28 protein-coding genes are annotated in these 25157 nt (G+C 39.5%); 3 read left to right on the top strand and 25 right to left on the bottom strand.

Translation table 11 applies throughout. The features are described 5' to 3' along the window. Nucleotides 1–215: 215 nt before the first annotated feature. From hisIE to CDZ92_RS18370, 8 genes are read right to left on the bottom strand one after another with little or no spacing between them, the layout of a single operon-like run. Entirely contained in the window at nt 216–830 is a 615-nt protein-coding gene (gene hisIE / locus CDZ92_RS18405; RefSeq protein ID WP_096156654.1) for a bifunctional phosphoribosyl-AMP cyclohydrolase/phosphoribosyl-ATP diphosphatase HisIE, read from the bottom strand. Further along, nucleotides 827–1585 carry an imidazole glycerol phosphate synthase subunit HisF gene (gene hisF, locus CDZ92_RS18400; RefSeq protein WP_096156653.1) on the bottom strand — a complete coding sequence of 253 codons (759 nt, stop codon included), beginning with the start codon at nt 1583–1585 and terminating at the stop codon, nt 827–829. Before hisF ends, hisIE begins: the two co-directional genes overlap by 4 nt. Continuing rightward, entirely contained in the window at nt 1582–2316 is a 735-nt protein-coding gene (hisA, locus tag CDZ92_RS18395) for a 1-(5-phosphoribosyl)-5-[(5-phosphoribosylamino)methylideneamino]imidazole-4-carboxamide isomerase (protein ID WP_096156652.1), read from the bottom strand. The genes hisF and hisA overlap by 4 nt, the downstream gene beginning before the upstream one ends. Next, on the bottom strand, nt 2313–2954 hold the full coding sequence (gene hisH / locus CDZ92_RS18390) for an imidazole glycerol phosphate synthase subunit HisH (RefSeq protein ID WP_096156651.1): 642 nt from the start codon (nt 2952–2954) through the stop codon (nt 2313–2315). The genes hisA and hisH overlap by 4 nt, the downstream gene beginning before the upstream one ends. Beyond that, nucleotides 2955–3542: an imidazoleglycerol-phosphate dehydratase HisB gene (gene hisB, locus CDZ92_RS18385; protein ID WP_096156650.1), complete on the bottom strand. Its 588-nt coding sequence runs from the start codon at nt 3540–3542 to the stop codon at nt 2955–2957. It lies immediately after the preceding gene. After that, nucleotides 3535–4818: a histidinol dehydrogenase gene (hisD, locus tag CDZ92_RS18380; RefSeq protein WP_096156649.1), complete on the bottom strand. Its 1284-nt coding sequence runs from the start codon at nt 4816–4818 to the stop codon at nt 3535–3537. The genes hisB and hisD overlap by 8 nt, the downstream gene beginning before the upstream one ends. Before the next feature lie 5 nt (nt 4819–4823). Continuing rightward, the gene (hisG, locus tag CDZ92_RS18375) at nt 4824–5435 is read right to left on the bottom strand and encodes an ATP phosphoribosyltransferase (RefSeq protein WP_096156648.1); all 612 of its coding nucleotides are present in this window, start codon (nt 5433–5435) and stop codon (nt 4824–4826) included. Then, complete coding sequence (locus CDZ92_RS18370) at nt 5432–6616, bottom strand: ATP phosphoribosyltransferase regulatory subunit (protein WP_096156647.1); 1185 nt, start codon at nt 6614–6616, stop codon at nt 5432–5434. Before CDZ92_RS18370 ends, hisG begins: the two co-directional genes overlap by 4 nt. 184 nt (nt 6617–6800) lie before the next feature. Between CDZ92_RS18370 and CDZ92_RS18365 the strand changes: the two genes are divergently transcribed. Further along, complete coding sequence (locus CDZ92_RS18365; RefSeq protein WP_096156646.1) at nt 6801–7310, top strand: hypothetical protein; 510 nt, start codon at nt 6801–6803, stop codon at nt 7308–7310. A 171-nt stretch (nt 7311–7481) separates the two neighbouring features. Here CDZ92_RS18365 and CDZ92_RS18360 read toward each other — a convergent pair whose 3' ends face one another. The 10 genes from CDZ92_RS18360 to CDZ92_RS18315 form a co-directional block, all read right to left on the bottom strand. Then, nucleotides 7482–7985, bottom strand: a complete 504-nt coding sequence (locus CDZ92_RS18360; RefSeq protein WP_096156645.1) for an acyltransferase — start codon at nt 7983–7985, stop codon at nt 7482–7484. Further along, nucleotides 7982–8629, bottom strand: coding sequence for a pyrophosphatase PpaX (gene ppaX / locus CDZ92_RS18355; RefSeq protein ID WP_096156644.1), 648 nt, complete (start codon nt 8627–8629; stop codon nt 7982–7984). Before ppaX ends, CDZ92_RS18360 begins: the two co-directional genes overlap by 4 nt. Next, entirely contained in the window at nt 8619–9563 is a 945-nt protein-coding gene (locus CDZ92_RS18350; protein WP_096156643.1) for a nucleoside recognition domain-containing protein, read from the bottom strand. Before CDZ92_RS18350 ends, ppaX begins: the two co-directional genes overlap by 11 nt. Nucleotides 9564–9845: 282 nt before the next feature. Next, a complete protein-coding gene (lgt, locus tag CDZ92_RS18345; protein ID WP_096156642.1) occupies nt 9846–10661 on the bottom strand; it encodes a prolipoprotein diacylglyceryl transferase in 816 nt (271 codons plus the stop codon). Between the two features lie 12 nt (nt 10662–10673). Next, complete coding sequence (gene hprK / locus CDZ92_RS18340) at nt 10674–11609, bottom strand: HPr(Ser) kinase/phosphatase (protein WP_096156641.1); 936 nt, start codon at nt 11607–11609, stop codon at nt 10674–10676. Nucleotides 11610–11746: 137 nt separating this feature from the next. Continuing rightward, complete coding sequence (locus CDZ92_RS18335) at nt 11747–12091, bottom strand: phage holin family protein (RefSeq protein ID WP_096156640.1); 345 nt, start codon at nt 12089–12091, stop codon at nt 11747–11749. Next, nucleotides 12088–12291 carry a PspC domain-containing protein gene (locus CDZ92_RS18330; protein WP_096156639.1) on the bottom strand — a complete coding sequence of 68 codons (204 nt, stop codon included), beginning with the start codon at nt 12289–12291 and terminating at the stop codon, nt 12088–12090. Before CDZ92_RS18330 ends, CDZ92_RS18335 begins: the two co-directional genes overlap by 4 nt. Then, complete coding sequence (locus tag CDZ92_RS18325) at nt 12292–13404, bottom strand: DUF4097 family beta strand repeat-containing protein (protein ID WP_096156638.1); 1113 nt, start codon at nt 13402–13404, stop codon at nt 12292–12294. Nucleotides 13405–13427: 23 nt separating this feature from the next. Then, the gene (locus CDZ92_RS18320; RefSeq protein WP_096156637.1) at nt 13428–13658 is read right to left on the bottom strand and encodes a hypothetical protein; all 231 of its coding nucleotides are present in this window, start codon (nt 13656–13658) and stop codon (nt 13428–13430) included. Between the two features lie 28 nt (nt 13659–13686). Further along, complete coding sequence (locus CDZ92_RS18315; protein WP_096156636.1) at nt 13687–13986, bottom strand: DUF4870 domain-containing protein; 300 nt, start codon at nt 13984–13986, stop codon at nt 13687–13689. A 458-nt stretch (nt 13987–14444) separates the two neighbouring features. On the opposite strand from CDZ92_RS18315, the gene CDZ92_RS18305 reads away from it, so the two are divergent. Further along, a complete protein-coding gene (locus CDZ92_RS18305; protein WP_096156634.1) occupies nt 14445–14855 on the top strand; it encodes a hypothetical protein in 411 nt (136 codons plus the stop codon). A gap of 30 nt (nt 14856–14885) precedes the next feature. On the opposite strand, the gene uvrA is transcribed toward CDZ92_RS18305, so the two are convergent. Beyond that, the gene (gene uvrA, locus CDZ92_RS18300; protein ID WP_096156633.1) at nt 14886–17759 is read right to left on the bottom strand and encodes an excinuclease ABC subunit UvrA; all 2874 of its coding nucleotides are present in this window, start codon (nt 17757–17759) and stop codon (nt 14886–14888) included. A 7-nt stretch (nt 17760–17766) separates the two neighbouring features. Next, nucleotides 17767–19746 (bottom strand): excinuclease ABC subunit UvrB, encoded by a 1980-nt coding sequence (uvrB, locus tag CDZ92_RS18295; RefSeq protein WP_096156632.1) that lies wholly within the window; start codon nt 19744–19746, stop codon nt 17767–17769. A gap of 323 nt (nt 19747–20069) precedes the next feature. Between uvrB and CDZ92_RS18290 the strand changes: the two genes are divergently transcribed. Next, a complete protein-coding gene (locus CDZ92_RS18290; protein ID WP_096156631.1) occupies nt 20070–20552 on the top strand; it encodes a hypothetical protein in 483 nt (160 codons plus the stop codon). 319 nt (nt 20553–20871) lie between these two features. Here CDZ92_RS18290 and CDZ92_RS18285 read toward each other — a convergent pair whose 3' ends face one another. The 5 genes from CDZ92_RS18285 to CDZ92_RS18265 form a co-directional block, all read right to left on the bottom strand. Then, nucleotides 20872–21456: a hypothetical protein gene (locus CDZ92_RS18285; protein ID WP_096156630.1), complete on the bottom strand. Its 585-nt coding sequence runs from the start codon at nt 21454–21456 to the stop codon at nt 20872–20874. Further along, nucleotides 21437–21985: a sigma-70 family RNA polymerase sigma factor gene (locus CDZ92_RS18280; RefSeq protein ID WP_096156629.1), complete on the bottom strand. Its 549-nt coding sequence runs from the start codon at nt 21983–21985 to the stop codon at nt 21437–21439. The genes CDZ92_RS18285 and CDZ92_RS18280 overlap by 20 nt, the downstream gene beginning before the upstream one ends. Before the next feature lie 320 nt (nt 21986–22305). Beyond that, nucleotides 22306–22524, bottom strand: a complete 219-nt coding sequence (locus tag CDZ92_RS18275; RefSeq protein ID WP_096157066.1) for a CsbA family protein — start codon at nt 22522–22524, stop codon at nt 22306–22308. A gap of 204 nt (nt 22525–22728) precedes the next feature. Beyond that, nucleotides 22729–23124, bottom strand: a complete 396-nt coding sequence (locus CDZ92_RS18270; RefSeq protein WP_096156628.1) for a hypothetical protein — start codon at nt 23122–23124, stop codon at nt 22729–22731. A 111-nt stretch (nt 23125–23235) separates the two neighbouring features. Beyond that, entirely contained in the window at nt 23236–24810 is a 1575-nt protein-coding gene (locus tag CDZ92_RS18265; protein WP_096157065.1) for a peptide chain release factor 3, read from the bottom strand. Between the last annotated feature and the right edge of the window lie 347 nt (nt 24811–25157).

Here is a 25157-nt window from a genome sequence, read left to right as displayed (position 1 = left end):
TGATGTACGCTACAGGCACTCGCTTTCCGCGGGCGGTAAAAAGGAAGGTTATTTTCACTGTCGTGAAAAAACCTACTCCTCGGCGCAAGAGCGCCTGCGGGGTCTCACTTAACACGCTTTCCCGCAGGAGTCTCGCGCCTGTAGCGTACATCAACACACATAGTTTTATACTTTAATTACTAAAATCAAAACCTTAATTATACTTTAAATTACTTCTATTCCTTCTTATGCCTCTCTTGCAATACTTCTAATACTTCTTTAAGTGGGACGTTTTGTTGTTTTAGTAGGACTAATAGGTGAAATAGTAGGTCGGCGGTTTCCCATTTTAGTTCTTGTTTGTCATTGTTTTTGGCGGCGATGATGACTTCTGCGGCTTCTTCTCCGACTTTCTTTAAAATTTTGTCTACACCTTTTTCGAATAAATACGTTGTATAGGAGCCTTCTGGCATTTCTTTTTGTCTTTGTACAATGACCGTTTCTAGTAAGGACAAAATGTCACGGTTCTCGGAGATTTGCTTATTATCTTTATAAACCGTTTCGTGGAAACATGTCCCCTCCCCTGTATGACAAGCGGGACCGTTCGGTACGACTAGCACTAAAACAGCATCTTGATCACAGTCATATGTTAGTTCGACCACTTTTTGTGTGTTTCCTGAAGTGGCACCTTTATGCCAAAGCTCTTGTCTTGACCTACTCCAAAACCACGTTTCTTTCGTTTCTAATGTAAGATTCAACGATTCTTCGTTCATGTAAGCGAGCGTTAGCACTTCTTTCGTTTTGGCATCTTGAACAATTGCCGGAACTAATCCATTTTCATCGAATTTTATCATCTTACAAGTACCCCCTCTTGTTGCAAAAATGCTTTTACTTCGCTAACAGACGTTTCTTTATAATGAAAAATCGATGCTGCCAACGCTGCATCTGCTTTTCCTTTTTCAAAAACTTCTTTAAAGTGCTCTGCATTGCCAGCGCCACCAGATGCAATAACCGGAACTGTCACTGCTTCACTTACTTTTCTTGTTAGTTCAATAGAAAAGCCGTTCTTTTCTCCATCGCTATCCATACTTGTTAACAAAATTTCTCCTGCACCAAGCTCCACTGCCTTTTGTGCCCACTCGACTACTTCCCAATCTGTACGGTTTCGGCCTCCATGAGTGAATACTCGCCAGGAACCAAGCTCTTTATTGTATTTCGCATCTATTGCAACTACTATGCATTGGGAGCCAAAGAAATCCGCGCCTTCTTGAATTAACACTGGCCTTAATAATGCTGCTGTGTTAAGGGAAACTTTATCCGCACCTGCGCGAAGCATTTTTTTCATATCTTCTACACTATTAATACCACCCCCAACCGTAAATGGTATCGCTAGTGTGCTTGCTACTTGCTCTACAACATGAACCATCGTTTTTCTTCCTTCATGTGAAGCAGATATATCTAAAAAAACGAGCTCGTCAGCACCTTCTTTATCGTAAAAAGCTGCCAGTTCGACAGGATCACCTGCATCTCTTAGCGAAACGAACTGCACTCCTTTTACGACACGTCCGTCTTTTACGTCTAAGCACGGAATAATTCTTTTCGTGATCATGGGGCTGACACCTCGTTTAATGCTTGACGCAAATCAATTTTATTTGTATAAATGGCTTTTCCAACAATAGCGCCAACAACGCCTTCACTTTCATACTGTTTCAATGCTAGTAGATCCTCTAAACAACTAACTCCACCTGAAGCGATAACTGATTTTCCTGTTCTCTTCGCTAGTTCAACGGTTGCTTCTATATTAGGTCCGCTTAGCATCCCATCGGTTGCAATGTCGGTAAAGATAAACGTTTCTGCGCCCGCTTCTGCTAACATAACACCTAAATCTGTCGCCTTCACTTGTGAGGTTGTTGTCCATCCTTCTGTTGCCACATAGCCATTCTTCGCATCAATCCCGATCGCAATGCGCTCTTTGTATTCACTAAGCATCTTTTTTACAAAAGAAGGGTCATTAATCGCAGCGCTTCCTAAAATAACTCTGTCTATCCCTTGTGACAAATAACTTTCTACTTCTTTTTCCGTCCGAATTCCGCCACCGATTTGTACTTTTGCATTTAATTGTTTCGCAACTTGTAAAACAAACTTCGTATTGACTGGCTTGCCAGCTTTTGCACCGTCTAAGTCGACCATATGTATCCACTGGGCACCAGATTCCGCGAATTTTTTTGCCATAAGAAAAGGGGAGTCACTATAAACAGTTTCTTTACTATAATCTCCTTGCAGTAATCGGACACATTTTCCACCTAACATATCAATGGCTGGATAAATTGTAAAACTCATGTGCAACTCTCTCCTTTTCTGTCCGCAACGATGGTTGCAAAATTGCGAAGTATGGTCATCCCAACGTCACTACTTTTCTCAGGATGAAATTGTGTACCATACACATTTCCCCCACCTACAATAGCCGGTACTTCCACGTTATATTGGCAGCTTGCTAATAGACTTGATCTCTCCATCTTCACATAATAAGAATGGACAAAATACACATGCCCTTTGGGAACACCTGTCAGTAGTGGAGATGGTTGTTGCACCGTTAAATGGTTCCATCCCATGTGTGGTACTTTATATCGATCTCCGGTTGATGTTATTCCAGGAAACTTTACTACTTCCCCTTCTAGTAAACCTAATCCTTCCGAAAGGCCGTTTTCCTCACTTTTCTGAAAGAGAAGTTGCATTCCTAAACAAATGCCAAGTAATGGCTTCTTTTTTACTTCGGATCGAATAAAGTCGGCCAAGCCTGTTTCATTCAAAATGGCCATCGCATCTTTAAACGATCCAACACCCGGCAGTAATAAGCCGTCCGCTTTAAGAGTTAACTCTTCTATGTCTTGAGAAATAAAGTACGGAACGCCAATCCGCTCGAGCGCTTTACTAACGCTAAACAAATTGCCCATGCCATAATCAATGATGCCAATCATCTATAACATTCCTTTCGTGGATGGAACTCCTTTTACACGAGGGTCTATACTCGTTGCTTCATCTATAGCGCGACCGAGTGCTTTAAAAATTGCTTCTATTATATGATGTGTGTTCGTTCCGTAATGAACAATAACGTGTAAGTTGATCCGTGCTTCGAGTGCTAGTTTCCATAAAAATTCGTGAACTAGCTCTGTATCAAATGTTCCCACTTTTTGACTTGGAAATTCCGCTCTCATTTCTAAATGCGGTCGGTTACTTAAATCGACGACAACTTGAGCAAGTGCTTCATCCATCGGGACAAACGCATTGCCATAACGCTTGATTCCTTTTTTATCACCAAGTGCCTCTTTTAGTGCGATACCAAGACAAATACCAATATCTTCGGTTGTATGGTGGTCATCAATTTCAATATCACCACTCGCTTGAACGGTTACGTCGAATTGACCGTGCTTTGTAAAAAGGTCGAGCATGTGATTTAGGAAAGGTACTGGTGTTTCTAACTTCGCCTCCCCTTCCCCATCTATATTTAGTTGCAGGCGGATTTGTGTTTCATTTGTTACCCGGTTTATTTCAGCCGTTCTACTCATCTTCGTTTTCCCCTCTCCATCTTTCCTCTACTGCTCTCGCATGTGCTTCTAATCCTTCTAATCTAGCAAACGCTGCGATTTTTGCGCTGTTCTCTTTTAAGGCCTGTTTACTGTATGAAACAACGCTCGTTTTTTTCGTAAATTCATCTACTGATAATCCACTGGAGAATTTTGCTGTTCCGTTCGTTGGCAACACATGGTTCGTGCCTGCAAAATAATCGCCAACCGGTTCGGAGCTGTATCGACCGAGGAAAATAGCGCCAGCATGACGAATGTGCGATAAAAGTTCCAGCGGATTTTTTGTCATAATTTCTAAATGTTCTGGAGCTAGTTCGTTTACTATTTCCACTGCTTTTTCGATAGAGTCAGTCACATATGCTACGCCAAACTGCTCTATTGATGCCGCTGCGATATCTTTTCTAGGCAGTGTGGCTAATTGGTTTTCTACTTCTTTTACAACAGCTTTGGCTAGCTCTAAACTTGTTGTTACGAGAATGCTCGATGCCATTGTGTCATGCTCTGCTTGTGAAAGTAAGTCTGCTGCTACTTCGTTCGGTAAAGCTGTTTCATCTGCTAGGACAACGATCTCGCTCGGTCCGGCAATACTGTCTATATCTACTAATCCGTACACTTCCCGTTTTGCTAGTGCAACAAAAACATTTCCTGGCCCGACTATTTTGTCTACAGGTACGATTGTTTCTGTACCATAGGCAAGTGCTGCAATTGCTTGTGCTCCGCCGACTTTGTAAATCTCTTCTACTCCTAAAATATGAGCAGCCACAAGCACGCCAGCTGGGAGCTTTCCATCTTTTCTAGGAGGTGACGTCATCACAATTCTTTCGACACCTGCAACTTGTGCTGGTATCACATTCATTAAAACGGAAGAAGGATACGCTGCTGTTCCCCCTGGCACGTATACACCTACAGCGTCAAGTGGCGTTATTTTTTGTCCAAGCATCGTTCCATCTTGTTTCGTTGTAAACCAGGAAGACCGCTTTTGGTTCTGGTGAAAGTCGCGAATGTTTTCAGCAGCCTCTTTGATGATGGATACGATTTCTTCTGATACATCGTTGTATGCTTCTTCTATTTCTTCTTCCGAGACTTTATAATTGACGATGTTTACCCCGTCGAATTTTTCTGTATAGTAATGAACGGCGTCATCTCCACTTTCACGTACAGATGCTAATATAGTTTTTACTGCTTCACGTTGGGCTTCTGTTCCTAACTCAATGGATCTCTTTAATGACGTTTTATGCATGTTGGTTATGATCTTCACTTCTATCACCTCTTCGCCAGTCGTTCTACTAGTTCATTGATTTTTTTTTCTTTAAGACGGTAACTTACTGGGTTCACAATAAGCCTTGATGTGATAGATACGAGTTTGTCGAATTCGACTAAGCCGTTCTCTTTTAACGTTCTCCCTGTTGATACAATATCTACGATTCTATCTACAAGCCCGATTAGTGGAGCAAGTTCGATGGATCCGTTTAGTTTTACGATTTCCACTTGCATTCCTTTTTGTCTGTAAAAATTGGAGGCAACATTCGGATATTTTGTCGCAATTTTTGGCGAGACTTCATCCCAAGTGCTCCCTGGAACGCCAGCTTCTGCTAGGTAACAAGGGCTAATATTTAAATCTAGCAATTCGTACACATCGCGTTGTTCTTCGAGCATAACATCTTTCCCTGCAATTCCAACGTCGGCAACACCATGCTCCACATATGTCACAACATCCATCGGTTTTGCGAGTATAAATCGGAATTCTTCCTCGGGAATGTCGATAATTAACTTTCTACTATCCTCTAAATCTCGAGGAATGTTATAACCAGCATCTATTAATAGTTGTATAGCGTCATCTAAAATACGCCCTTTCGGCATGGCAAACGTAATCATGTAGACATCCCCTCTTTTTCTTTCCCTATAAAGAAAGACACTTCATCGTAACTGGTTGTGAAGGCATCGACGTTTTGAACTCCGGATATATCTTGCATAACAACTCGTTCCCCGTCCCTTCTTTTCATTTTTGTAAACTGCAGTGCTTCTTCTATTCGTTCTTTACTGAAAATAACGCAGTGAACTTCAGGGGTTTTCCCGTTGGTACCTTTCGCTTCTAGGAGACGGTCTATGTATAGCCCAAACCCTGTAGCGCTAATATCAAGATGGTCAAATTTTTCATATAATTGATCGTAACGGCCGCCGTTTCCGATTGGATAGGACACGTTTTCGGCGTATGCTTCGAAAATAATTCCCGTATAGTAGTTCATATGGGCAACGAGGGTAAAATCAAGTTTGACGTAATCTGCTACTCCGTACGACTCTAGTAGAGTAAATAACGTTTTAATCTCCTCTAGTTCTTTCCATGTTGTTTCTTCTACTAATTCGGCCGCAATGGCTAGCTTTGTTTTATCTCCCTTCACTTGTAAGAGCTGCATCAATCTACTCTCATCAATCGAGGACAAGGACAAGCTTTGCAAATGCTCGCGATATCCAACATAGTTTTTCTCATAAAGGAATTTCCTTAACGTTGCAGCGCGTTTTTCTGTTCCTAAAATAGAGCGCAGTAGTTTTTGCACAAAGCCGATATGGCCAATCGCTATCGTGAATGTTGTTAAGCCTGCTTGTTGTAAAAGGGAAATGAGCAAGGCGATCATTTCTGCATCGGCGCTTGGTGACTGGTCTCCGATACATTCTACTCCCATTTGCTCAAATTCTGCTGGCCTTCCTGCTTCACGTTGTTGGGCCCTGAATACCGGTGCTTCGTACGCTAGGCGAAGGGGAATCCTGTTTTGAAGCAGTCGTGATGCTGCTACTCGTGCGATTGGTGCGGTCATGTCTGGGCGAAGAACTAATGTGTGTCCTTGTTGGTCTAACAGTTTGAAAAGTTGTCTGTCTAAGATGGCGGATGCCTGACCAATTGTTTCGTAATATTCGAGTGTTGGCGTTTGGATGAATTGGTATCCCCAGTTATTGATTTCTGTGGATAGTGTGTTTTTTAATTGTTTTTTGTCTTCATATAGAGACGGAAGCGTGTCGCGCATTCCGAGTGGTTTTTCAAACATAAATGGCTTTGACATGAAAACACGTCCTTTAGTTGAATGGAATTTTCTAAATCCTTTAGTGTACTAATATGTTAACATGTTAAAATTATATATTCAAGCTATAGTAGCTGTTTTGTGAAAAAATACCTTTTTTACAGGTCGGATTTTGTCCAAACTATTAGTGGTTTGTGTTATAATTTTGCAAAAGGAGGTGAGAAAAATGGAAGAGATGTTGAAGGCTATATTGACGGAAGTGCAGGGAATTAACAAGAGAATTGATAAATTAGAAAGTCGTTTTGATTCTTTAGAAAGTCGATTTGATACACTCGAGGGTAGATTCGATACTCTTGAAGGTAGATTTGATGCACTCGAAGGTAGATTCGATACGCTCGAGGGTAGATTCGATACACTTGAAGGTAGATTTGATGCACTCGAAGGTAGATTCGATACGCTCGAAGGTAGATTTGATACACTCGAAAACAGGTTCGATACTCTTGAGAGTAGGTTTGATACTTTTGAAGTTAGAATTGAGGAGAAGATTGACAATTTTGCTTCTGAAATGAGAAGTAATTTTAGATATTTAGAGAATAAAATCGATGAGCATACGAGTAATTTTGAAATTATTGCTGAAGACCTTAGAAACTCCAGAATCGATTTTAATTACTTGAACTCTAAAGTGGCCAACCACGAAGTAAGAATTAATAATATTGAAAAAAGACTAGAACCTTAAGATTAATTATTTTAATTAGGCACGCTATTTTCTTTTGACGGATTTTTTCGGCTCTTATACTTTGTTGGGGTAATAGCAGTAGGCTATTATCTTGTGTGCGTGCCAACTTTGTGGTGGTTGTCTGGACATTAAAAAAAGACAAGCATCAATTGTACTTGTCTTCACTCAAAATTAACCTCGTTGTTCCATTTCTTCTTTTGTATATATAACTTGCATCGGATTTCCACCAACAAATGCGCCCGCAGGAACATCTTTATGGACGAGCGTACCCGCTGAAACAATTGCTCCATCCCCTATAATAACTCCAGGTAATATGGTGGTATTTGCTCCGATTAATACTTCATCACCAATCACTACATCCCCAAGTCTATATTCTTTTATTAAATATTCATGAGCAAGAATGGTTGTGTTATAGCCGATTACGGTGTTGCGACCGACTGATATTTTTTCCGGGAACATCACATCGAGCATGACCATTAAGGCAAACGATGTTTGTTCACCAACATTCATACGTAACAACTTGCGATATAGCCAGTTTTTCATGCCTAAGAATGGCGTGTATCTTGCTAGTTGGATGACGACGAAGTTTTTTACTACTTTAAAAAATGGAACGGTCTTATAAACATGCCAAAGGGAGTTCGCCCCTTCTACAGGAAAACGTGTTGTTCGTCTCACGCTTTTTCCACTCCTACGATTGGCAATAAATCGGCCATGTGCATAAGTACGTAATCGGGCTCGAATTGTTGTAAGTATTCAACCCCTCTCAACGTCCAGCTAACAGCAGCTGTTTTCGTTCCGGCATTTTTTCCAGACAATATGTCGTGATGATTGTCACCTACCATGATCGCTTCTTCCGGTTTAGAGCCTAATTGCTCTAAAGCAATGTGAATTGGCTCTGGGTCTGGCTTTGCTTTTGTAACATGATCGAGCGCAACAACCACATCGAAAAACTGATCTAGCTTCGTTAACTTTAAGCCCATAATAACAGCTGGGCTCATTTTAGAAGTGACGATACCTAGCTTCAATCCTTTTTCATGCAATGTTTGTACGGTTTCAAAAACACCGTCAAACTCCTTTACAAGTTCATCGTGTTTGGCCAAATTGAATTCACGGTAATGCGTGATCATTTCTTCTACACGGTCTTTATCCATGGTGACGAACGTGTCGTACAATGGTGGACCAATGAATTCTAGTATATCTTCACGATGATATTGACCTGGATAATAGTGGTCCAAAGTGTGTAAAAAAGATGTAATGATTAAATCATTTGTATCAATTAAAGTTCCATCTAAATCAAATAAAACGGTATTAATGGTCATATACGGCTTCCTTTCTTTTTCCCACTTCGACGCGTTTCCAAATGAACGCGACAAGGATTGTTAATACAACCGCCGTTACGACTCGAATGAGTAGTAATGGCCATATTGGTATGCCTAGTGGTATGAAAATTAACGTATCTTCGATGACAGCGTGACAGGCTACAAGGAAAATAAATGCTAATGTAATGTCTCTTTTGCTCACTCCGTCTTCTTTTACAGCTTGAATCATCATTCCCGCTCCGTACGCAAGGCCGATCATTAAACCTGCAGCTAGCGTTGTTGACGTGTTTTCATTCATCCCAAGCATTCGTGTGAATGGCGCCATCCATTTCGAAAATTTTTGTAGCCAACCAAGGTCTTTAAAAAATTGGAAAGCGACCATTAATGGTATAACGATCAAGGCTAGTTGAAAAACACCCATCAATCCCTTTTGCACAGCATCCATGAGTATTGGTAGATAGCCCGTAATTTTTTCTTCACTTGCAGTGATAAGTCCGTATTGGGCGATCTCGCCGCCACCTTTCCATGCAAGGTTAATGATGATCGCGGAGAAAATCGCTAAGCCTAGACGTACGGTTAAGATAACCCAAATTTTGATACCTACTTTGGCTGCTACCGTTGATTCTACTAATAGATTGTGTGAGAAAGAGAGCATAACAGCTAGTATGAATACTTCTTTGACTGTTAGTTCTAGTGTTAATATTGCTCCTATTCCGGCGTATAGGTTTAAGAAGTTTCCGACGACAAGTGGAATGGCTGCTTCACCAGAGAGGCCGAAAATCCCCATAAATGGTGCAATAAAATCAATGATAAATTGTAGGACTGGTGTATGTTGTAATACACCAACTAAAATGGTGATTGGGAAGATTACTTTCCCAAGCGTCCATGTTGTGTGCAAGCCAACCTTGAGCCCATCTTTTATTGTCTGTTTCATGGCTCGTTTCTCTCCTTGTGGTTGATATTTCTATTTGGATAGGTATTTAAAATAGCTGTTTTACGTTGCATTTTCTCAATTAAGACCATTTTGTTCTTTTTTGGGGATCAAAGTGGTCTTCATTATAGCTCTCACAACCATCTTGTCCTTTTTTCGATGCCAAGATGGTCTTTATAACGGCTTATCGGACATCTTGACCTATTTTCAAGGCCGAGATGGTCTTTATTACAGCTCTCACGACCACTTTGCACTATTTTATTGTCTAAAATAGTCTTAATAAATTTAAGCGTCTAAATAGTGTTTATCCGCTTTACCTGCCATGCGGCGATAAACAATCAGCGCTACTGCTCCGATGATAAGTGCTATCGAAATGGACTGAGCTACACGTAACGTTTCTGTTAGCATTAAGCTGTCTGTTCGTAGACCCTCAATAAAGTAACGACCAACCGAATACCAAATAACATACGTTAAGAACAATTCACCACGGCGTAAGTTAACTTTACGTAACAGTAAAAGCGCCGCAAAGCCAATTAAGTTCCAGATAGATTCATATAAAAATGTCGGGTGATAATACGTTCCTTCAATGTACATTTGGTTTACAATAAATTGAGGTAAATGAAGGCTTTCTAAAAATTCACGTGTCACTGGGCCGCCGTGTGCCTCTTGATTCATGAAGTTACCCCATCGACCGATGGCTTGCCCTAGAATAATACTAGGGGCAGCAATATCTGCTATTTTCCAAAATGAAACGTTGCGGACTTTTGTAAAAATAATGGCAGTTATGACAGCACCGATTAAACCACCGTGAATGGCTAGTCCACCTTCCCAAATTTTGAAAATGTCTCCAAGGTTTTGGGAGTAATGGTCCCATTTAAAAATAACGTAATATAATCGGGCGGAAAGAATGGCAATTGGAATAGCGAACAATACAAGGTCTACCATTAAGTCTTTTTGTAGGCCATGGCGTTCCGCCTCTTTCGTTGCGATCCATAGCCCTAGTAAGGCCCCCGCTCCAATAATAAAACCGTACCAGTACACTCGTAAAATGCCTAAATCCAATAATATTGGATTTAATGGCTCAATGTTTCCAAGTAGCATGATTTATCCCCCTTAATCTTCGTTGTCGCCAGCGTTGTTAATAACTCCAGCTAGACGATTGGAAAACTGTTCAGCAGCGTTGAATCCCATTCGTTTTAAGCGGAAGTTCATCGCCGCAACTTCTATAATGACCGCCAAGTTTCGTCCAGGTCGAACTGGTACGGTTAACTTCGTAACATCTGAATCGATAATTTTCATTGTTTCTTCATCAAGACCGACTCTGTCGTACTGCTTGTTTTTGTCCCACAGTTCTAAATTAATGATAAGGGTAATACGTTTGTAGCTTCGAACGGCACCAGCTCCGAACAATGTCATAACATTTATAATTCCTAAACCGCGGATTTCCAGTAAATGTTCAATTAATTCTGGGGAGTTACCGATTAGCGTTCCTATGTCTTCTTGACGAATTTCTACACAGTCGTCCGCTACGAGTCGATGGCCACGCTTTACTAGTTCTAGCGCTGTTTCACTTTTACCTACACCGCTTTTTCCGGTAATTAGTACGCCTACTCCGTAAATATCCACTAATACACCGTGGATAGCAGTTGTTGGCGCTAGTTTACTTTCTAAGTAATTTGTTAAATGACTAGATAGCTTTGTTGTCTTCATTTTCGAGCGCATAATTGGTACGCCTTCTGTTTTGGATGCGTCAATGAGTTCTTGTGGAACATCCATGTCGCGTGAAACGATAATACCTGGTGTGATATCAGTACATAACTTATTCATTCTGTCGCGTTTTTCTGCGTCTGTTAAACGATCAAAAAAGGATAGCTCAGTTTTCCCGAGCAGTTGAATGCGCTCTGAAGGGTAATATGTAAAATAACCAGCCAATTCAATTCCTGGTCGTGAAATATCACTTGTGCTAATAGGGCGATTTGTCCCTTCTTCACCACTTACCACTTCGAATTGGAACTTTTCGATTAAGTCTTTTGTGCGGACTTTTGGCATTTGAGTCTCCTTTTCTAGGGGGACTGGCCCCCACCTCTTTAATGTAAGAAAATACTACTTAAAAATCTATCTTTCATTTTAACACTTTTTATTAAAGTAATAAATAAAAGGGCTCGGCTAGAATTTAGCCGATACCCTTATTTTTTCTTAATAAAGCTTTGTATAATCATGTTAAGCAATGAGATAACAATGGCAGCGATGATTGCTAAACCAAATCCACTAATATTAAAAGCGTCTCCCATTAATGTTGCAGTTAACATTAACGTAATCGCGTTGATGACGAATAAGAAAAGCCCTAGTGTTACAAAAGTTACCGGAAGCGTTAGTAAGACTAAAATCGGTCGAACAATGGTGTTTAGTACAGCTAAAATAACACTGGCAATAATGGCTGCTCCGAAGCCACTTATTTCGAACCCTGAGAATACGGTCGCCACTAACATTAGTACGAGTGCGTTGAGAATTAAGCTAGCGATCCATTTCATGGACGTATAACATCCTCTTCATTTGGCATGATGAAAATCATGATGAAATATGCTAAAACTAGAGGGAATCCGGTTGTAACTATTGCTAAAATGACATAAATGACACGCAAAAGGCTGGAGTCCATTCCTAAATATTGTGCAAGACCTCCTATAACACCAGCTAGTTTGCGGTCTGTTTTCGAACGTATTAATCGTTTCATCTATTTCACCTCATTTGGTTTTATTAAAATAGAGCCTGTGTTAGACTCCGCTAAAATATACGTTAGTCCCATACCTTCTTTTTTTGCTTTAAAACGAAGAAGCTTTTGCACGACTTCATTTTTCTCTTCTACTATATCCATTCCAGGCACTTCACATGTAAAACTTCCTAGGTTGGATTTCAATTCTGCTTCGACAGATTGATGTGTTGGAATGAAAAGGTCAATACTACCAGTTTTCGTTTTCGCTAAAATAGATTGGCAATTACCGTTTAGCTCCGTAACGATGTTTCCATTAAAACTTTGCACATCTAATTTTTCTGTATAACCTGTTACTTTAATCATACCGTTAATCGTCTCTGCTTCCAACTCTTTTGTACTGCAATCTAGTAAGTTAATATGACCGTTAGCTGTTTCTACTTCAATTTCTTTACTAGTTAAAGAGTTAAATGCGATAGAACCGTTTGCTGACTTTAGTTTTACTTTTTCTACATTTAACCCTTCCCCGTTAATCGGACCATTAAACATACGAACGGTCAGCTTATGATATTCCGTTTTTGGTACATATACAGTTGCGTTCACTTTTAGTTGTTTCTTTTGTACGGAAAAACGCAATTTACCAGAATCGATGCTAAATAGGACTTCTTGAAGGAATGATTTGCGCGCTTCGTCTTGGTTCCCAACGTGATATACTTTCGCATCACATTCAATACGAACGTCATTTTCATCCCACGGCACTACTTTTACTTGCCCATTTGCCACATCTACATCGATATCTTGGATGTACACGTTGGACTGCTGGAAAATGTGTTGAATGGACGTAGACGGACCAAAGTTGAAGTCTAAGTCGACATCTTTAATTTTTTGCAGGGCACTTTCTACAAATTCTAAAATGTTGTTTTTAAAGGATGTGCTTTGTTTTTGGTTTGTGGAACCGTGGTGTTGTTTAGAATGTTCTTCTTGTAATACTTCTGTAGATAGTGCCGTAATCATGTCTTCTTTTTTCTGTTCTGCTTCTTTTTTATCTTTCTCAAGGCTTTCTAATAAAATGATCGCCTCTTCTGCTGTAAGTTTACCTTCTTCTACAAGCTTCAAAATTCTTGTGCGTTCTTGCATTCTAATTCCTCCGTTTCAATAATTTATTTATTAAATCTCTTTGTTAACTTATTGAGATAATAGGAAATCTGCTTACTAACTGTTGATGTTCGCTGTAGGTACTCGCTTTCCGCGGGGAGGGATGCAAGCCTCCTCGGCTTCGCCTGTGGGGTCTCGCACTTCCCTCTATCTCCCGCAGGAGTCTCGTACCTACAGCGAACATCAACTTTATTAGTTTTTGGAATTGATTTTGCTATGCTAACTTCTACAATCATTTTTATTACTTCTAAAAAGAACCTTCTATTATGATTGCCTTAATAATTGAATTCCTTTTACTACGTTCCATACGATGACGATGATGGTTACTAGTCCTGAGATGATAAAGCTAATTATGATTATTAGAATAGCATCGAATACGATTGCTCCTAAAATGAATATTGGAATAACTAGCATCGGCAATATGTGTGACCATAAGCTTGCTAGTGCATGACTTTTTACTTCTCGGTTATCGACGATGAAATAAACAACAATCGGCAACAAAAACGGTGCGAAAAATACACTAAAATAACATAACGAAGCAATCACCTTATCATTATTACTCATCTACCCATACCTCCCCCTCGGAGACTCTTACCTATAAACTATATGAAAATATTACAACTATTACTACGAAGACAATGACGAAAAGTTACATTCTTCATCTAATTTTCATCTCATTAGAGAAAATTGCCGCTATTACTCCTATCTAGCGGTTGATTTTCGCACAAGTCGGAGACTCCTGCGGGAGAAGCGGGAAACGGGAGACCCCACAGGCGCGGATGCGTCGAGGAGGCTCCCGGCCCGCCCGCGGAAAGCGAAGACTTGTGCGGAAATCAATAGCGGTGTTCGAGAGTTTTTCTAATGTAAGTCTATTTTCTCACAAAATGTTTAATTTGCATTCGGTCGCTGGCTGTAATTTTTTCATAATGGAAGTAAGTCTCGAGACGTAGATGTAGGAAACGATGTATCAATTTTTTTCATAAGGTAATATTGGTATAATAGTTAGGAGAGGAGTTGTTAGAATGTTAGATTTCATTATGGATCATTTATTAACCATCATTATAGTTGCCGTCATTTTATTTATCGTCATCCCATTAATCAAAAATTTACTATCTAAATTAATAGTAATAGTTATTGTTATAGCTGGGTTAATTTTCTTTGGAGTACTTTCAAGTGATGTGACAGAAACAGGAACTAAATTTGTGGAAAACACGATTAAGCCAGTTGTCACAAGAGAAATTGAAGATGCTGATTTTGATTATAAAGAGGACACAAAAGAATACTCTGTTTCCACCTCTTCCTTTCACTTAAAAGGAAAAATGAATGAAAATACTGGGGAAATAAGATTTAGGGATACAACATATACAATGGATGTAAGGTTCATTCGGGATTTTATTGAACAAAAAGTGCAAGAAGAAGAAGGACGAAACTGATTGAATAGTTTCGTCTTTCTTTTTTCCTTTTTAAGCTCTCGTTTCTTCGAGTTCTTCTACTCTTTTTTCCATTCGGATACGGTCTCGTTCTAAAATTGGCTTTAAGTAGCGACCTGTGTGAGATTTTTCTTCTTCACTTACTTGTTCCGGTGTACCAGTAGCAACGATTATTCCACCTTTATCTCCACCCTCTGGACCAAGGTCAATGATATAATCTACCGCTTTAACTACATCTAAATTATGCTCAATAACAAGTACCGTATCACCATTTTCTACTAGACGTTGCAATACTTTTAGTAAACGAGCAATGTCGTCAACGTGTAACCCTGTTGTCGGCTCATCTAAAATGTAAAGCGAACGGCCATTGGAACGACGATGAAGTTCTGATGCTAATTTCACACGTTGGGCTTCTCCTCCTGACAAAGTGGTTGCAGGTTGACCAAGTGTGATATATCCTAATCCAACATCTAAAATGGTTTGAAGCTTGCGACTAATTTTCGGGATATTTTCGAAAAATACTACTGCATCTTCTACGGTCATTCCTAAAATGTCCGAAATATTTTTCCCTTTATATTGTACCTCTAATGTTTCACGGTTATATCGCTTTCCGTGACACACTTCACATGGGACATATACGTCCGGTAAAAAGTGCATTTCTATTTTAATTATTCCATCTCCACGACACGCTTCACAACGTCCGCCTTTTACATTAAAACTAAAGCGTCCTTTTTTATATCCACGAACTTTTGCTTCATTTGTTTGCGCATACACATCACGAATATCATCAAATACCCCTGTATATGTTGCAGGGTTTGATCTAGGCGTTCTGCCAATTGGTGACTGATCTATATCAATCACTTTTTCTAATTGCTCTATGCCTTTTATTTGTTTATGTTCACCAGGTCGTACTTTTGCTTTATGCAAGTTTTGCGCCAAAGATTTATGAAGCACTTCATTGATTAACGTACTTTTCCCTGAACCAGACACACCGGTAACAGCGACAAAGCAGCCTAATGGAATTTTTACCGATACATTCTTTAAGTTATTTTCGTTCGCCCCAATAATTTCGAGGTGACGGTCTTCCACTCTTTTTCTTTCTAGTGGTAAAGGGATGAACTTACTTCCTAATAAGTATTGTCCTGTTAAGGAGTTAGGATCGTTCATTACTTCTTCTGGTGTACCTGCTGAAACGATTTGTCCTCCGTGAACTCCCGCTCCAGGGCCAATGTCTATGAGATAATCGGCTGCAAGCATCGTATCTTCATCATGTTCTACGACAATCAACGTATTTCCGATTTCACGCATGTTTTTTAATGTTTGAATTAAACGGTCATTGTCTCTTTGGTGTAAACCGATAGAAGGTTCATCTAAAATGTATAATACACCTGTTAATCTTGATCCGATTTGCGTGGCAAGCCTGATGCGTTGCGCTTCTCCACCTGATAATGTACCGGCTGAGCGACTCATTGATAAATAGTCTAGTCCCACATTATTTAAGAAACCGAGTCTTTCAATGATTTCTCGTAAAATCATATGGGCAATTTTTTTATCTTTTTCCGAAAGGTTCAATGTTTCAAAGAAATCTAAAGCTTCCACAATCGAAAACTTTGTCACGTCCCCAATATGTTTTTGGTCGATTAAGACAGACAAACTTTCTGATCTTAAACGGTTCCCTTTACATGTAGGGCATGCTTGTTGGGCCATGTATTTTTCCATTTGTTCGCGAATGTAGTCGGAGCTTGTTTCTTTGTAACGACGTTCTACATTTCGAATGACACCTTCAAACGAAATATAGTTTTCTCTCACTTGTCCAAAATCATTTTCATAACGGAAATAGATTTCTTCCCCATCGCTACCGTATAAAACTTTGTCTAATGAATGCTTCGGTATTTCTTTCACTGGAATTTCCATATCGATTCCGTAATGATTACAAACTGATTCTAATAGTTGCGGATAATATTGTGAGCTAGATGGTTCCCAAGGTGCAATGGCATGTTGTTTTAATGTTAGCTCTTTATTCGGAATGATTAAGTCTACATCTACTTCTAGCTTTGTTCCTAAGCCATCACATTTATGACATGCGCCAAATGGTGAGTTAAACGAGAACATGCGGGGCTCAAGTTCACCGATGGAAAATCCGCAATGCGGACAAGCGTGCAACTCACTGAATAGTAGCTCTTCTTGTCCGATAACGTCTACGATAACTTTTCCTTCACCAAGTTTAAGCGCTGTTTCTAGTGAATCTGATAAGCGGGTAGCCACGCCTTCTTTCACGACTACTCGGTCAATAACCACTTCGATACTATGTTTCTTATTTTTCTCGAGTTCTATTTCTTCCGCTACTTCAAGCATTTCCCCATTTACACGAACGCGTACATATCCTTGTTTTTTAATGTCTTCAAACACTTTTACGTGTGTACCTTTTCGTCCTTGGACGATAGGTGCTAATATTTGAAGTTTTGTGCGTTCTTCGTATTGTAAAATTCGGTCTACCATCTGTTCGATTGTTTGCGATGAGATTTCAATACCATGCTTTGGACATGTTGGCTTTCCAACTCTCGCAAACAATAGTCGTAAGTAATCATAAATCTCTGTTACGGTACCAACCGTGGAACGTGGATTTCGGCTCGTCGTTTTTTGGTCGATGGAAATAGCAGGCGATAGTCCTTCAATTGCATCTACGTCTGGCTTATCCATTTGTCCTAAAAATTGGCGGGCGTAAGCAGATAGTGATTCAACATAACGACGTTGGCCTTCTGCATAGATCGTATCGAACGCAAGCGATGATTTTCCAGACCCAGATAAGCCTGTTAAAACAACAAGCTTATCGCGAGGGATGGTTACGTCGATATTTTTTAAGTTATGGGCTCTTGCCCCTTTTACAACAATTTTATCCATTGCCATCCTTGTTTCATCCTTCCGCTTTTAGCTCTAAGATGAGGTCACGAAGCTCTGCTGCACGCTCGAAGTCGAGTGCTTTTGCTGCATCCTTCATCTCCTGCTCCATTGATTCGATTAATATCTCTCGTTCTTTTTTGTTTTTCGGTCTTAATTTCGGTGTTGTTTCGTACCGCTCTCCATCTTCCGCTGCAAAAGTGGCCTTAATGGCATCCCGAATGCCTTTTTGGATTGTCGTTGGCGTAACGCCATGTTTCTCGTTATATTCTTCTTGAATTTGACGACGACGTTTTGTCTCGTCTATCGCAATGTTCATCGATTTTGTTATTCTATCTGCATACATAATAACTTGACCGTTCGAATTACGAGCAGCACGCCCGATTGTTTGGATTAAAGCACGTTCCGAACGGAGGAAACCTTCTTTGTCTGCATCTAATATGGTTACTAGCGATACTTCCGGAATATCTAAACCTTCCCTTAGTAAGTTAATTCCGATTAAAACATCGTATTTCCCCATACGTAGTTCGCGAATGATTTCAATACGCTCTAATGTTTTTATTTCTGAATGCAAGTATGCCACTTTCATGCCAATTTCTTTTAAGTATGCTGTTAAGTCTTCTGACATTTTCTTTGTTAACGTTGTTACTAGCACGCGCTCATTTTTTTCCACACGTAGGTTGATTTCGCCTATCAAATCATCAATTTGTCCTTTGATTGGACGAACATCAATGGTTGGGTCTAACAAACCAGTAGGACGAATAATTTGTTGCACCATATCCGGTGTATGTTCTAATTCGTATGGCCCTGGAGTAGCCGATACGAATACTATTTGGTTTACTTTTTCTTCAAATTCATCAAATCGTAAAGGTCGGTTGTCTTTAGAAGAAGGTAGACGGAAACCGTGATCTACTAATACTTGTTTCCGCGCTTGGTCTCCGTTAAACATTCCACGAATTTGTGGTAATGTAACATGAGACTCATCTACAACAATTAAGAAGTCTTCTGGAAAGAAATCAATTAGTGTGTAAGGTGTCGAACCAGTTTCCCTTAAGGTTAAATGGCGGGAATAGTTTTCAATTCCAGAACAAAAGCCCATTTCTCGCATCATTTCTAAGTCGTAGCGGGTACGTTGTTCTAGGCGCTGAGCTTCTAAAAGCTTGCCATTTTCTCGTAACTCCTCTAAACGCTCTTCCAATTCCGCTTCAATATTCACAATTGCTTTTCGCATTTTTTCTTCACGAGTAACGAAGTGGGAAGCCGGAAAAATAGATACGTGGTTTCGATCCGAAAGAATTTCTCCTGTTAACGCGTCCACTTCTCTAATTCGATCAATTTCATCCCCGAAAAATTCAATTCGGATACAATGTTCATCTCTTGACGCAGGGAAGATTTCGACTACATCACCGCGCACACGGAAAGTACCGCGCTGGAAATCAATGTCGTTTCTGCTGTATTGAATATCTACTAAATTACGAAGAAGTTGATTTCTGTCTAGTTCCATTCCCGTTCTTAAAGAAACGACTAAATCACGATATTCTTCCGGTGAACCTAAACCGTAAATGCATGAAACGCTGGCGATAATAATAACATCGTTTCGTTCAAAAAGGGATGCAGTTGCCGAGTGGCGTAGTTTGTCAATTTCGTCATTGATGCTCGCATCTTTTTCGATAAAAGTGTCCGTTGATGGGACATATGCTTCTGGTTGATAATAATCGTAGTAACTAACAAAATACTCAACTGCATTGGCTGGGAAAAACTCTTTAAATTCACTATAAAGTTGACCAGCTAGCGTTTTGTTATGGGCTATAATTAATGTAGGTTTTTTCACTTGCTGAATAACGTTTGAAATGGTGAACGTTTTTCCAGTTCCCGTCGCACCTAAAAGCGTTTGATGTTTCTTTCCCGCTTCGAGACCAGCAACTATTTGTTTAATCGCTTCCGGTTGGTCACCTTCTGGCTTATAATTCGAAACTAATTCAAACTCTTTTTCCACACACAAGCCCCCTAAATTGTTCAATATAATCTATGTGAGTCCGTTTCAACATGTATGAATACTATACGAAAAACGAATAATTATAACTTAAATGATGTTAAATACACCTTAATAAACGAACGTTTTTTCATATTATAACAAAATATTCGTTTTTGATTAAACGAACTGAATACTGAAGTTGTTTCATGTACATATTCTACCACAAACAGATGGAAAAATAACAAAAATAAGAACGTATATTCGTTATTTTTTTGTTAGGTTGTCGTTATTCTTCTTTCTATATACAATAATAGTATCTTTGACAGAATGGATTGGTTTTTATCATGTACCGTGTAGCGTTTGTATTAATTTTTTTTATAGGACTACTTTTTTCTGGATGTAGTACAAATGCTATCCCAGAAGAAAGACTAGCTTTTGATTATTTGGATGAAGATGCTTTGAAACTCGGGCCTTCTAGCGAGGAACTTACTTATAGTGAAATAGACGGTTTGTATGTGCATGATTTTATAAAAGAAAATAAGAACAAACATGTACGCTGGACTGCGTCTGTGCATCGGATAGAAGATGAGAGGACAATTGAATTAAAAGAGGATAAACTTCCAACTATTTATGTGAATTTAAATGAGGCATTGGACGACTCTAAGATTGGGGATGTTGTTACAGTAATTGGAGTGTTAACTGGATATGGGGAAACATTCGGAAAAGACCCTATTTGGGTTGTAACGCCAGCGAGATTGGAGGAGCCTACAAGGGACGAGTTGGAGAAGGTAGAGCAGTTTCGGGAGAGATTGGGATTGAGTAAATAAATTGTTATGTTTGATTTTATCTATATGGGGGTTTGCTATTACTGCTGTATTTTATCGCTGATAAGAGGGGAGCATCGCTGATTGGCAGTATGTTTCGCCGATAGGCTATTGACATTCGCTGATTGAAGTCCGATTTTCGCCGATTAATTTTTGATTTTCGCTGATTAAACCTTAAATTTCGCCGATAAAATGACGATTTTCGCCGATAAGACCAAAATGTTCACTAAAACTATTAAAAATCCCATCCCAACTTCGCTTCAAAATTATACACCAACAAAAAACATTAATGAGCACCATACCCTCATTAATGTTTTTTGTATTAAGAACCGCCATTCACTATATGCTCTTGTTCTCCATGCTCCACAGAGTTCGTATAAATAAAATTTTTCCCTTCCCCGTCCTTATAAAGAATCGTATACCTCACCACTTCATCACTACCTAGGTTAATTATTATTTGGTAATCCATCTTTCCACTCACTACGCCATCTATATCGACAAAATCATATGGTTCCTCATAGACATACTCTGGTTCCTGTACAAAATCGTACCTCCAAAGTACAACATCTCGCTCTACACCGTCAGCTGGTTCCACTTCCACATAGTTTTCCCCTAACACTCGTAACACGTCTTCCTTTTCCATCCCAAGATATAGCTGTTCTTTCCAATGCTCTGCTCCTAATCTACTTTCCTCGTTGCCAACGAAACTCATGCCAACCATCACTGCCAGAAAAAAAACAATAACAGATAACATAATCCGTGGATTTTTTATATATCGTTTCCGTCCTCTAGAAGACTGGATCCTCTCGAGCACTCTTTTTTGGTCAATTCCCGTATAAAGTGAATGTGGTGAAATATACTGGTCCACGTCTCGCTTCAATTTTTCCTTATCTAAAAAGTCGGTCATCGTCATATCCCCTTTCTACCATCAAATCTTTTAGCCGGCTTCTGCCTCTGTTGAGCCTCGTTTTAATGGTGTTTTTGTTCATATGTAGGATGTCACTTATTTCTTCCACCGTGAAATCTTTATAATAAAAGAGAATCAATACTTCTCGATATTTAATAGGTAATTGTAAGACAAGCGCTCCTATTTCGGACTGAGATTCGCCTTCCATCACGAGCATCTCTGCATCGGCTGCTTGTTCCGCCACAAAACTAGATTGCAACTTCACTAAGTTTTTCAATCTAGTAGAAAAGCTCCGCAAATAGTCTTTACTTTTATTGATCGCAATCCGGTAAATCCACGTTTTTAATTCACTATCACCTCGAAAGGAATCAAGTTGGTAATATACTTTAATAAACACTTCCTGGAACAAATCGTCCACAACGGCATGGTCGCGAACATAAGTGAATAGTAGACGTTTAATCGCTTCCCCGTACTGAGCCATCGCTTTTTCCACTAACTCTATCTTTTCTTCCTCCGAAAATTCCCCCATCCTCTCTCCCCCTTTCTCAATTATTGGACGTTACAATAGTCTTAAAGGTTTCATTTATACGAAAGGCTTTTTGGGTAAAGTTGTTGCTTTTCATTTAATTTAAAACTTGAGTGGATTGGAGCGGAAGGAACCTGACTCCTGCGGGACATAGAGCGAAGCGTGAGACCCCACAGGCGGTACGCCGAGGAGGCTCACGTCGCTCCCAGCGGAAAGCAGGTTCCTGCAGCGGAAAGGAACGGGCAGAAATCAAATGTGAAAACAACAATTTCTTCTGAAAAATGCTTTACGAAAAAAAGCCTGAAACCACTAAACAGCTGGAATCAGACTTTCTTTTTGAACATCGTTCGAGCGTATAAAAATCCTACGGCCAAAGATACAATATCTAACACAATAATAAACCACTCATCAGAGTGCCCCTTCAATATAGCGGCAACGATTAACGCAGCAGTCAATGCAGTCCCCACATACGCATTAAACGTAACCCTCGTAAACAAAATAACAAGCAATGCAGGTAGAAAAATCGCTAATAATACTTTTATAATCAATGAAAAAACCTCTTTTTATATCATTTTCATGTTAATTTCATAAATACAATTCGTTTAAGGGAAAAACCTATAGGTATTTAATTTGTTCGTATAACATTTATGTTTTCCTAAATATTCACTAGTTAATATTCGTTTTTCGTAGAGGAACAATATCTGATGAAACTCACTCAATTATAACAGGTTTTTAATGTTGTTGTACTACGCCATACTATTTAATTCAATGGAAGTCGACGTCACACGACTTAGCTTCTTTGTTTTGTTCGCAATTTGAACACCGTTAACAAACGGTAAGATCTGATCACGGTCTTTTTCATTTCTAATTAAGTACTTTACAATATAAACGTAAATTTCATTTTTTCCTTTTTGCTCACAACTTTGTAACTCTGCTTCAAAGTTAACTTTCTTTCCGTCGTAATCAAACACCAATTCTAAAACAATCCGCATATTACTTGGAAGCTTTACATGTGTTATAAACAACATTTGTTCTCCGGAAAGTTTATTCATGTAGATTGGTGCTTTTCCTGTTTTAACATCTTTTCCATTTAAATGAACGATTGTCATTGTCCCAACAACGTATTGTGTGAGTTTATACATTTGGTGTCACCTACTTTTAATCGTTTTTATTTATATCGGCAAAAAGTAGCCAAAATGAAACAAAGAAACCTCACTTCGCAGAAAACATGCAAAGGAGGTCCATCATTTTATTTACTCATCTTCAGCCATAATATCAATTAACGTTACGTCGCTATTTTTATCTTGGAACCAACGTAATGAGAAGTCACTATCAAACAATGCAACATATTGACCTTGTCTATCTTTTACTAAAATGTTACGAGAATCAAACAAGGTTGTATCCACTTTTTCGTTTTCAATCCAACGAGGAATTTTCGAACCAATCATCGTGTATACAACGTCTACATTGTATTCACCCTTCATACGATACTCAAAAACGTCTAATTGAAGCTGACCAACGGCACCTAAAATGTAACTTTCTGTGCCATGTTGGCGGAACAGTTGAATGGCACCTTCTTGTACAAGTTGGGTAATTCCTTTTTGGAACTGCTTCCCTTTCATCACGTTTTTCGCCTCTACTTTTACGAAAAGCTCAGGGGCAAACGTTGGGATTTCATCAAATTCAATATGGTGGTTTTCGCCATATAACGAATCACCTATTTGGTACACACCTGGATCATAAATTCCAATAATATCTCCAGGATATGCATGGTCAACCGTTTCACGATCAGATGCTAAAAATTGTTGAGACTGTGATAATTTAATGCCTTTTTTCGTCCGACTAACTGTCACACTCATACCACGTTCAAACACACCAGAACATATTCGTAAAAACGCAAGCCTGTCACGGTGAGCGGGGTTCATGTTTGCTTGAATTTTAAAAATAAAGCCAGAGAATTGCTCTGAAGATGGCACTACAACCTCTTCAGACGTTTTACGAGATTGTGGCTCATTAGCTAAGTCTAAGAACGTACGGAAGAACATTTCCACACCGAAGTTTGCAATCGCACTACCGAAAAACACTGGTGTTTGCAAGCCGTTTTTCACTTTTTCGATGGAGAAATCATTTCCAGCTTCTTCTAACAATTCAAAGTCTTCTTTTGCTTGGATAAAAGTTGGGTGTTCGGAAATTTCTTTTACAGAGTCAAGCTCTGTAAACGGAATATGTGTTTCTTCTTCTTTTCCTTGCCAACGTATAAATACTTCATTGTAGCGGTCGTAAACCCCTAAAAAGCGTTTCCCCATCCCTACTGGCCAGTTCATCGCATAAGACTCAATGCCAAGCACTTCTTCAATTTCTTCTAAAAGTGCTAACGGCTCTTTTCCTTCACGGTCTAACTTGTTAATGAACGTGAAAATCGGAATACCACGCATACGACAAACTTTGAAAAGTTTGATCGTTTGCGGCTCGACACCTTTCGTACAGTCGATAATCATAACCGCGCTATCTACAGCTGTTAACGTACGATACGTATCTTCACTGAAGTCTTCATGTCCTGGTGTATCTAGGATATTAATATGTTTATCCATATACTCAAAGCTCATTACCGAAGATGTAACAGAGATTCCACGTTTTTTCTCAATCTCCATCCAGTCAGATGTAGCGAACTTGCCAGATTTTTTTCCTTTTACTGTACCAGCGGAACGAATAACGTTACCGAATAGTAATAGTTTTTCCGTCAGTGTCGTTTTCCCTGCATCCGGGTGAGAGATGATGGCAAACGTTCTTCTTCTATCTATTTCGTTCTTTAATGATTCATTTTTCACAGGAGTACCTTCCTCTTCGCATTTTTTCACAATAGTTCTATTATAGCAGAAACAGCTTTCTGGCAATAGTGCACATTGATTGGCAAATAAGTATACCCAATCTAAACTGTTGATTGTAGTGGCAGGCACTCGCTTTCCACGGGCGGTCTCGTGAGCCTCCTCATCGCTTCGCGCTTGCGGGGTCTCACTTAACACGCATTCCCGTAGGACAAGGAAGGCTTCCACGAGATTCTTCGCACGAAGAAAATGCGGAAGCATTTTCAAGGAGTCTCGCGCCTGCCACTACAATCAACAATCTTAACTGGAGAAAAAAATAATAGAACTTCTTGTATCTTTTTCCGTAACAC

This window comes from Bacillus sp. FJAT-45066, assembly GCF_002335755.1.
Classification (GTDB): domain Bacteria; phylum Bacillota; class Bacilli; order Bacillales; family Bacillaceae_I; genus Bacillus_CD; species Bacillus_CD alkalisoli.
The sequence above is the reverse complement of the archived record's forward strand: the minus strand, read 5'-3'. Positions and strand labels throughout refer to the sequence as shown.

Bases quoted from the DNA above. Each gene is read 5' to 3' on its own strand.
- hisIE (WP_096156654.1), bottom strand. From the start codon at position 830: ATGATAAAATTCGATGAAAATGGATTAGTTCCGGCAATTGTTCAAGAT.
- hisF (WP_096156653.1), bottom strand. From the start codon at position 1,585: ATGATCACGAAAAGAATTATTCCGTGCTTAGACGTAAAAGACGGACGT.
- hisA (WP_096156652.1), bottom strand. From the start codon at position 2,316: ATGAGTTTTACAATTTATCCAGCCATTGATATGTTAGGTGGAAAATGT.
- hisH (WP_096156651.1), bottom strand. From the start codon at position 2,954: ATGATTGGCATCATTGATTATGGCATGGGCAATTTGTTTAGCGTTAGT.
- hisB (WP_096156650.1), bottom strand. From the start codon at position 3,542: ATGAGTAGAACGGCTGAAATAAACCGGGTAACAAATGAAACACAAATC.
- hisG (WP_096156648.1), bottom strand. From the start codon at position 5,435: ATGATTACGTTTGCCATGCCGAAAGGGCGTATTTTAGATGACGCTATA.
- CDZ92_RS18370 (WP_096156647.1), bottom strand. From the start codon at position 6,616: ATGTCAAAGCCATTTATGTTTGAAAAACCACTCGGAATGCGCGACACG.
- CDZ92_RS18365 (WP_096156646.1), top strand. From the start codon at position 6,801: ATGGAAGAGATGTTGAAGGCTATATTGACGGAAGTGCAGGGAATTAAC.
- ppaX (WP_096156644.1), bottom strand. From the start codon at position 8,629: ATGACCATTAATACCGTTTTATTTGATTTAGATGGAACTTTAATTGAT.
- CDZ92_RS18350 (WP_096156643.1), bottom strand. From the start codon at position 9,563: ATGAAACAGACAATAAAAGATGGGCTCAAGGTTGGCTTGCACACAACA.
- lgt (WP_096156642.1), bottom strand. From the start codon at position 10,661: ATGCTACTTGGAAACATTGAGCCATTAAATCCAATATTATTGGATTTA.
- hprK (WP_096156641.1), bottom strand. From the start codon at position 11,609: ATGCCAAAAGTCCGCACAAAAGACTTAATCGAAAAGTTCCAATTCGAA.
- CDZ92_RS18335 (WP_096156640.1), bottom strand. From the start codon at position 12,091: ATGAAATGGATCGCTAGCTTAATTCTCAACGCACTCGTACTAATGTTA.
- CDZ92_RS18330 (WP_096156639.1), bottom strand. From the start codon at position 12,291: ATGAAACGATTAATACGTTCGAAAACAGACCGCAAACTAGCTGGTGTT.
- CDZ92_RS18325 (WP_096156638.1), bottom strand. From the start codon at position 13,404: ATGCAAGAACGCACAAGAATTTTGAAGCTTGTAGAAGAAGGTAAACTT.
- CDZ92_RS18320 (WP_096156637.1), bottom strand. From the start codon at position 13,658: ATGATTGTAGAAGTTAGCATAGCAAAATCAATTCCAAAAACTAATAAA.
- CDZ92_RS18315 (WP_096156636.1), bottom strand. From the start codon at position 13,986: ATGAGTAATAATGATAAGGTGATTGCTTCGTTATGTTATTTTAGTGTA.
- CDZ92_RS18305 (WP_096156634.1), top strand. From the start codon at position 14,445: ATGTTAGATTTCATTATGGATCATTTATTAACCATCATTATAGTTGCC.
- uvrA (WP_096156633.1), bottom strand. From the start codon at position 17,759: ATGGCAATGGATAAAATTGTTGTAAAAGGGGCAAGAGCCCATAACTTA.
- CDZ92_RS18290 (WP_096156631.1), top strand. From the start codon at position 20,070: ATGTACCGTGTAGCGTTTGTATTAATTTTTTTTATAGGACTACTTTTT.
- CDZ92_RS18285 (WP_096156630.1), bottom strand. From the start codon at position 21,456: ATGACCGACTTTTTAGATAAGGAAAAATTGAAGCGAGACGTGGACCAG.
- CDZ92_RS18280 (WP_096156629.1), bottom strand. From the start codon at position 21,985: ATGGGGGAATTTTCGGAGGAAGAAAAGATAGAGTTAGTGGAAAAAGCG.
- CDZ92_RS18270 (WP_096156628.1), bottom strand. From the start codon at position 23,124: ATGTATAAACTCACACAATACGTTGTTGGGACAATGACAATCGTTCAT.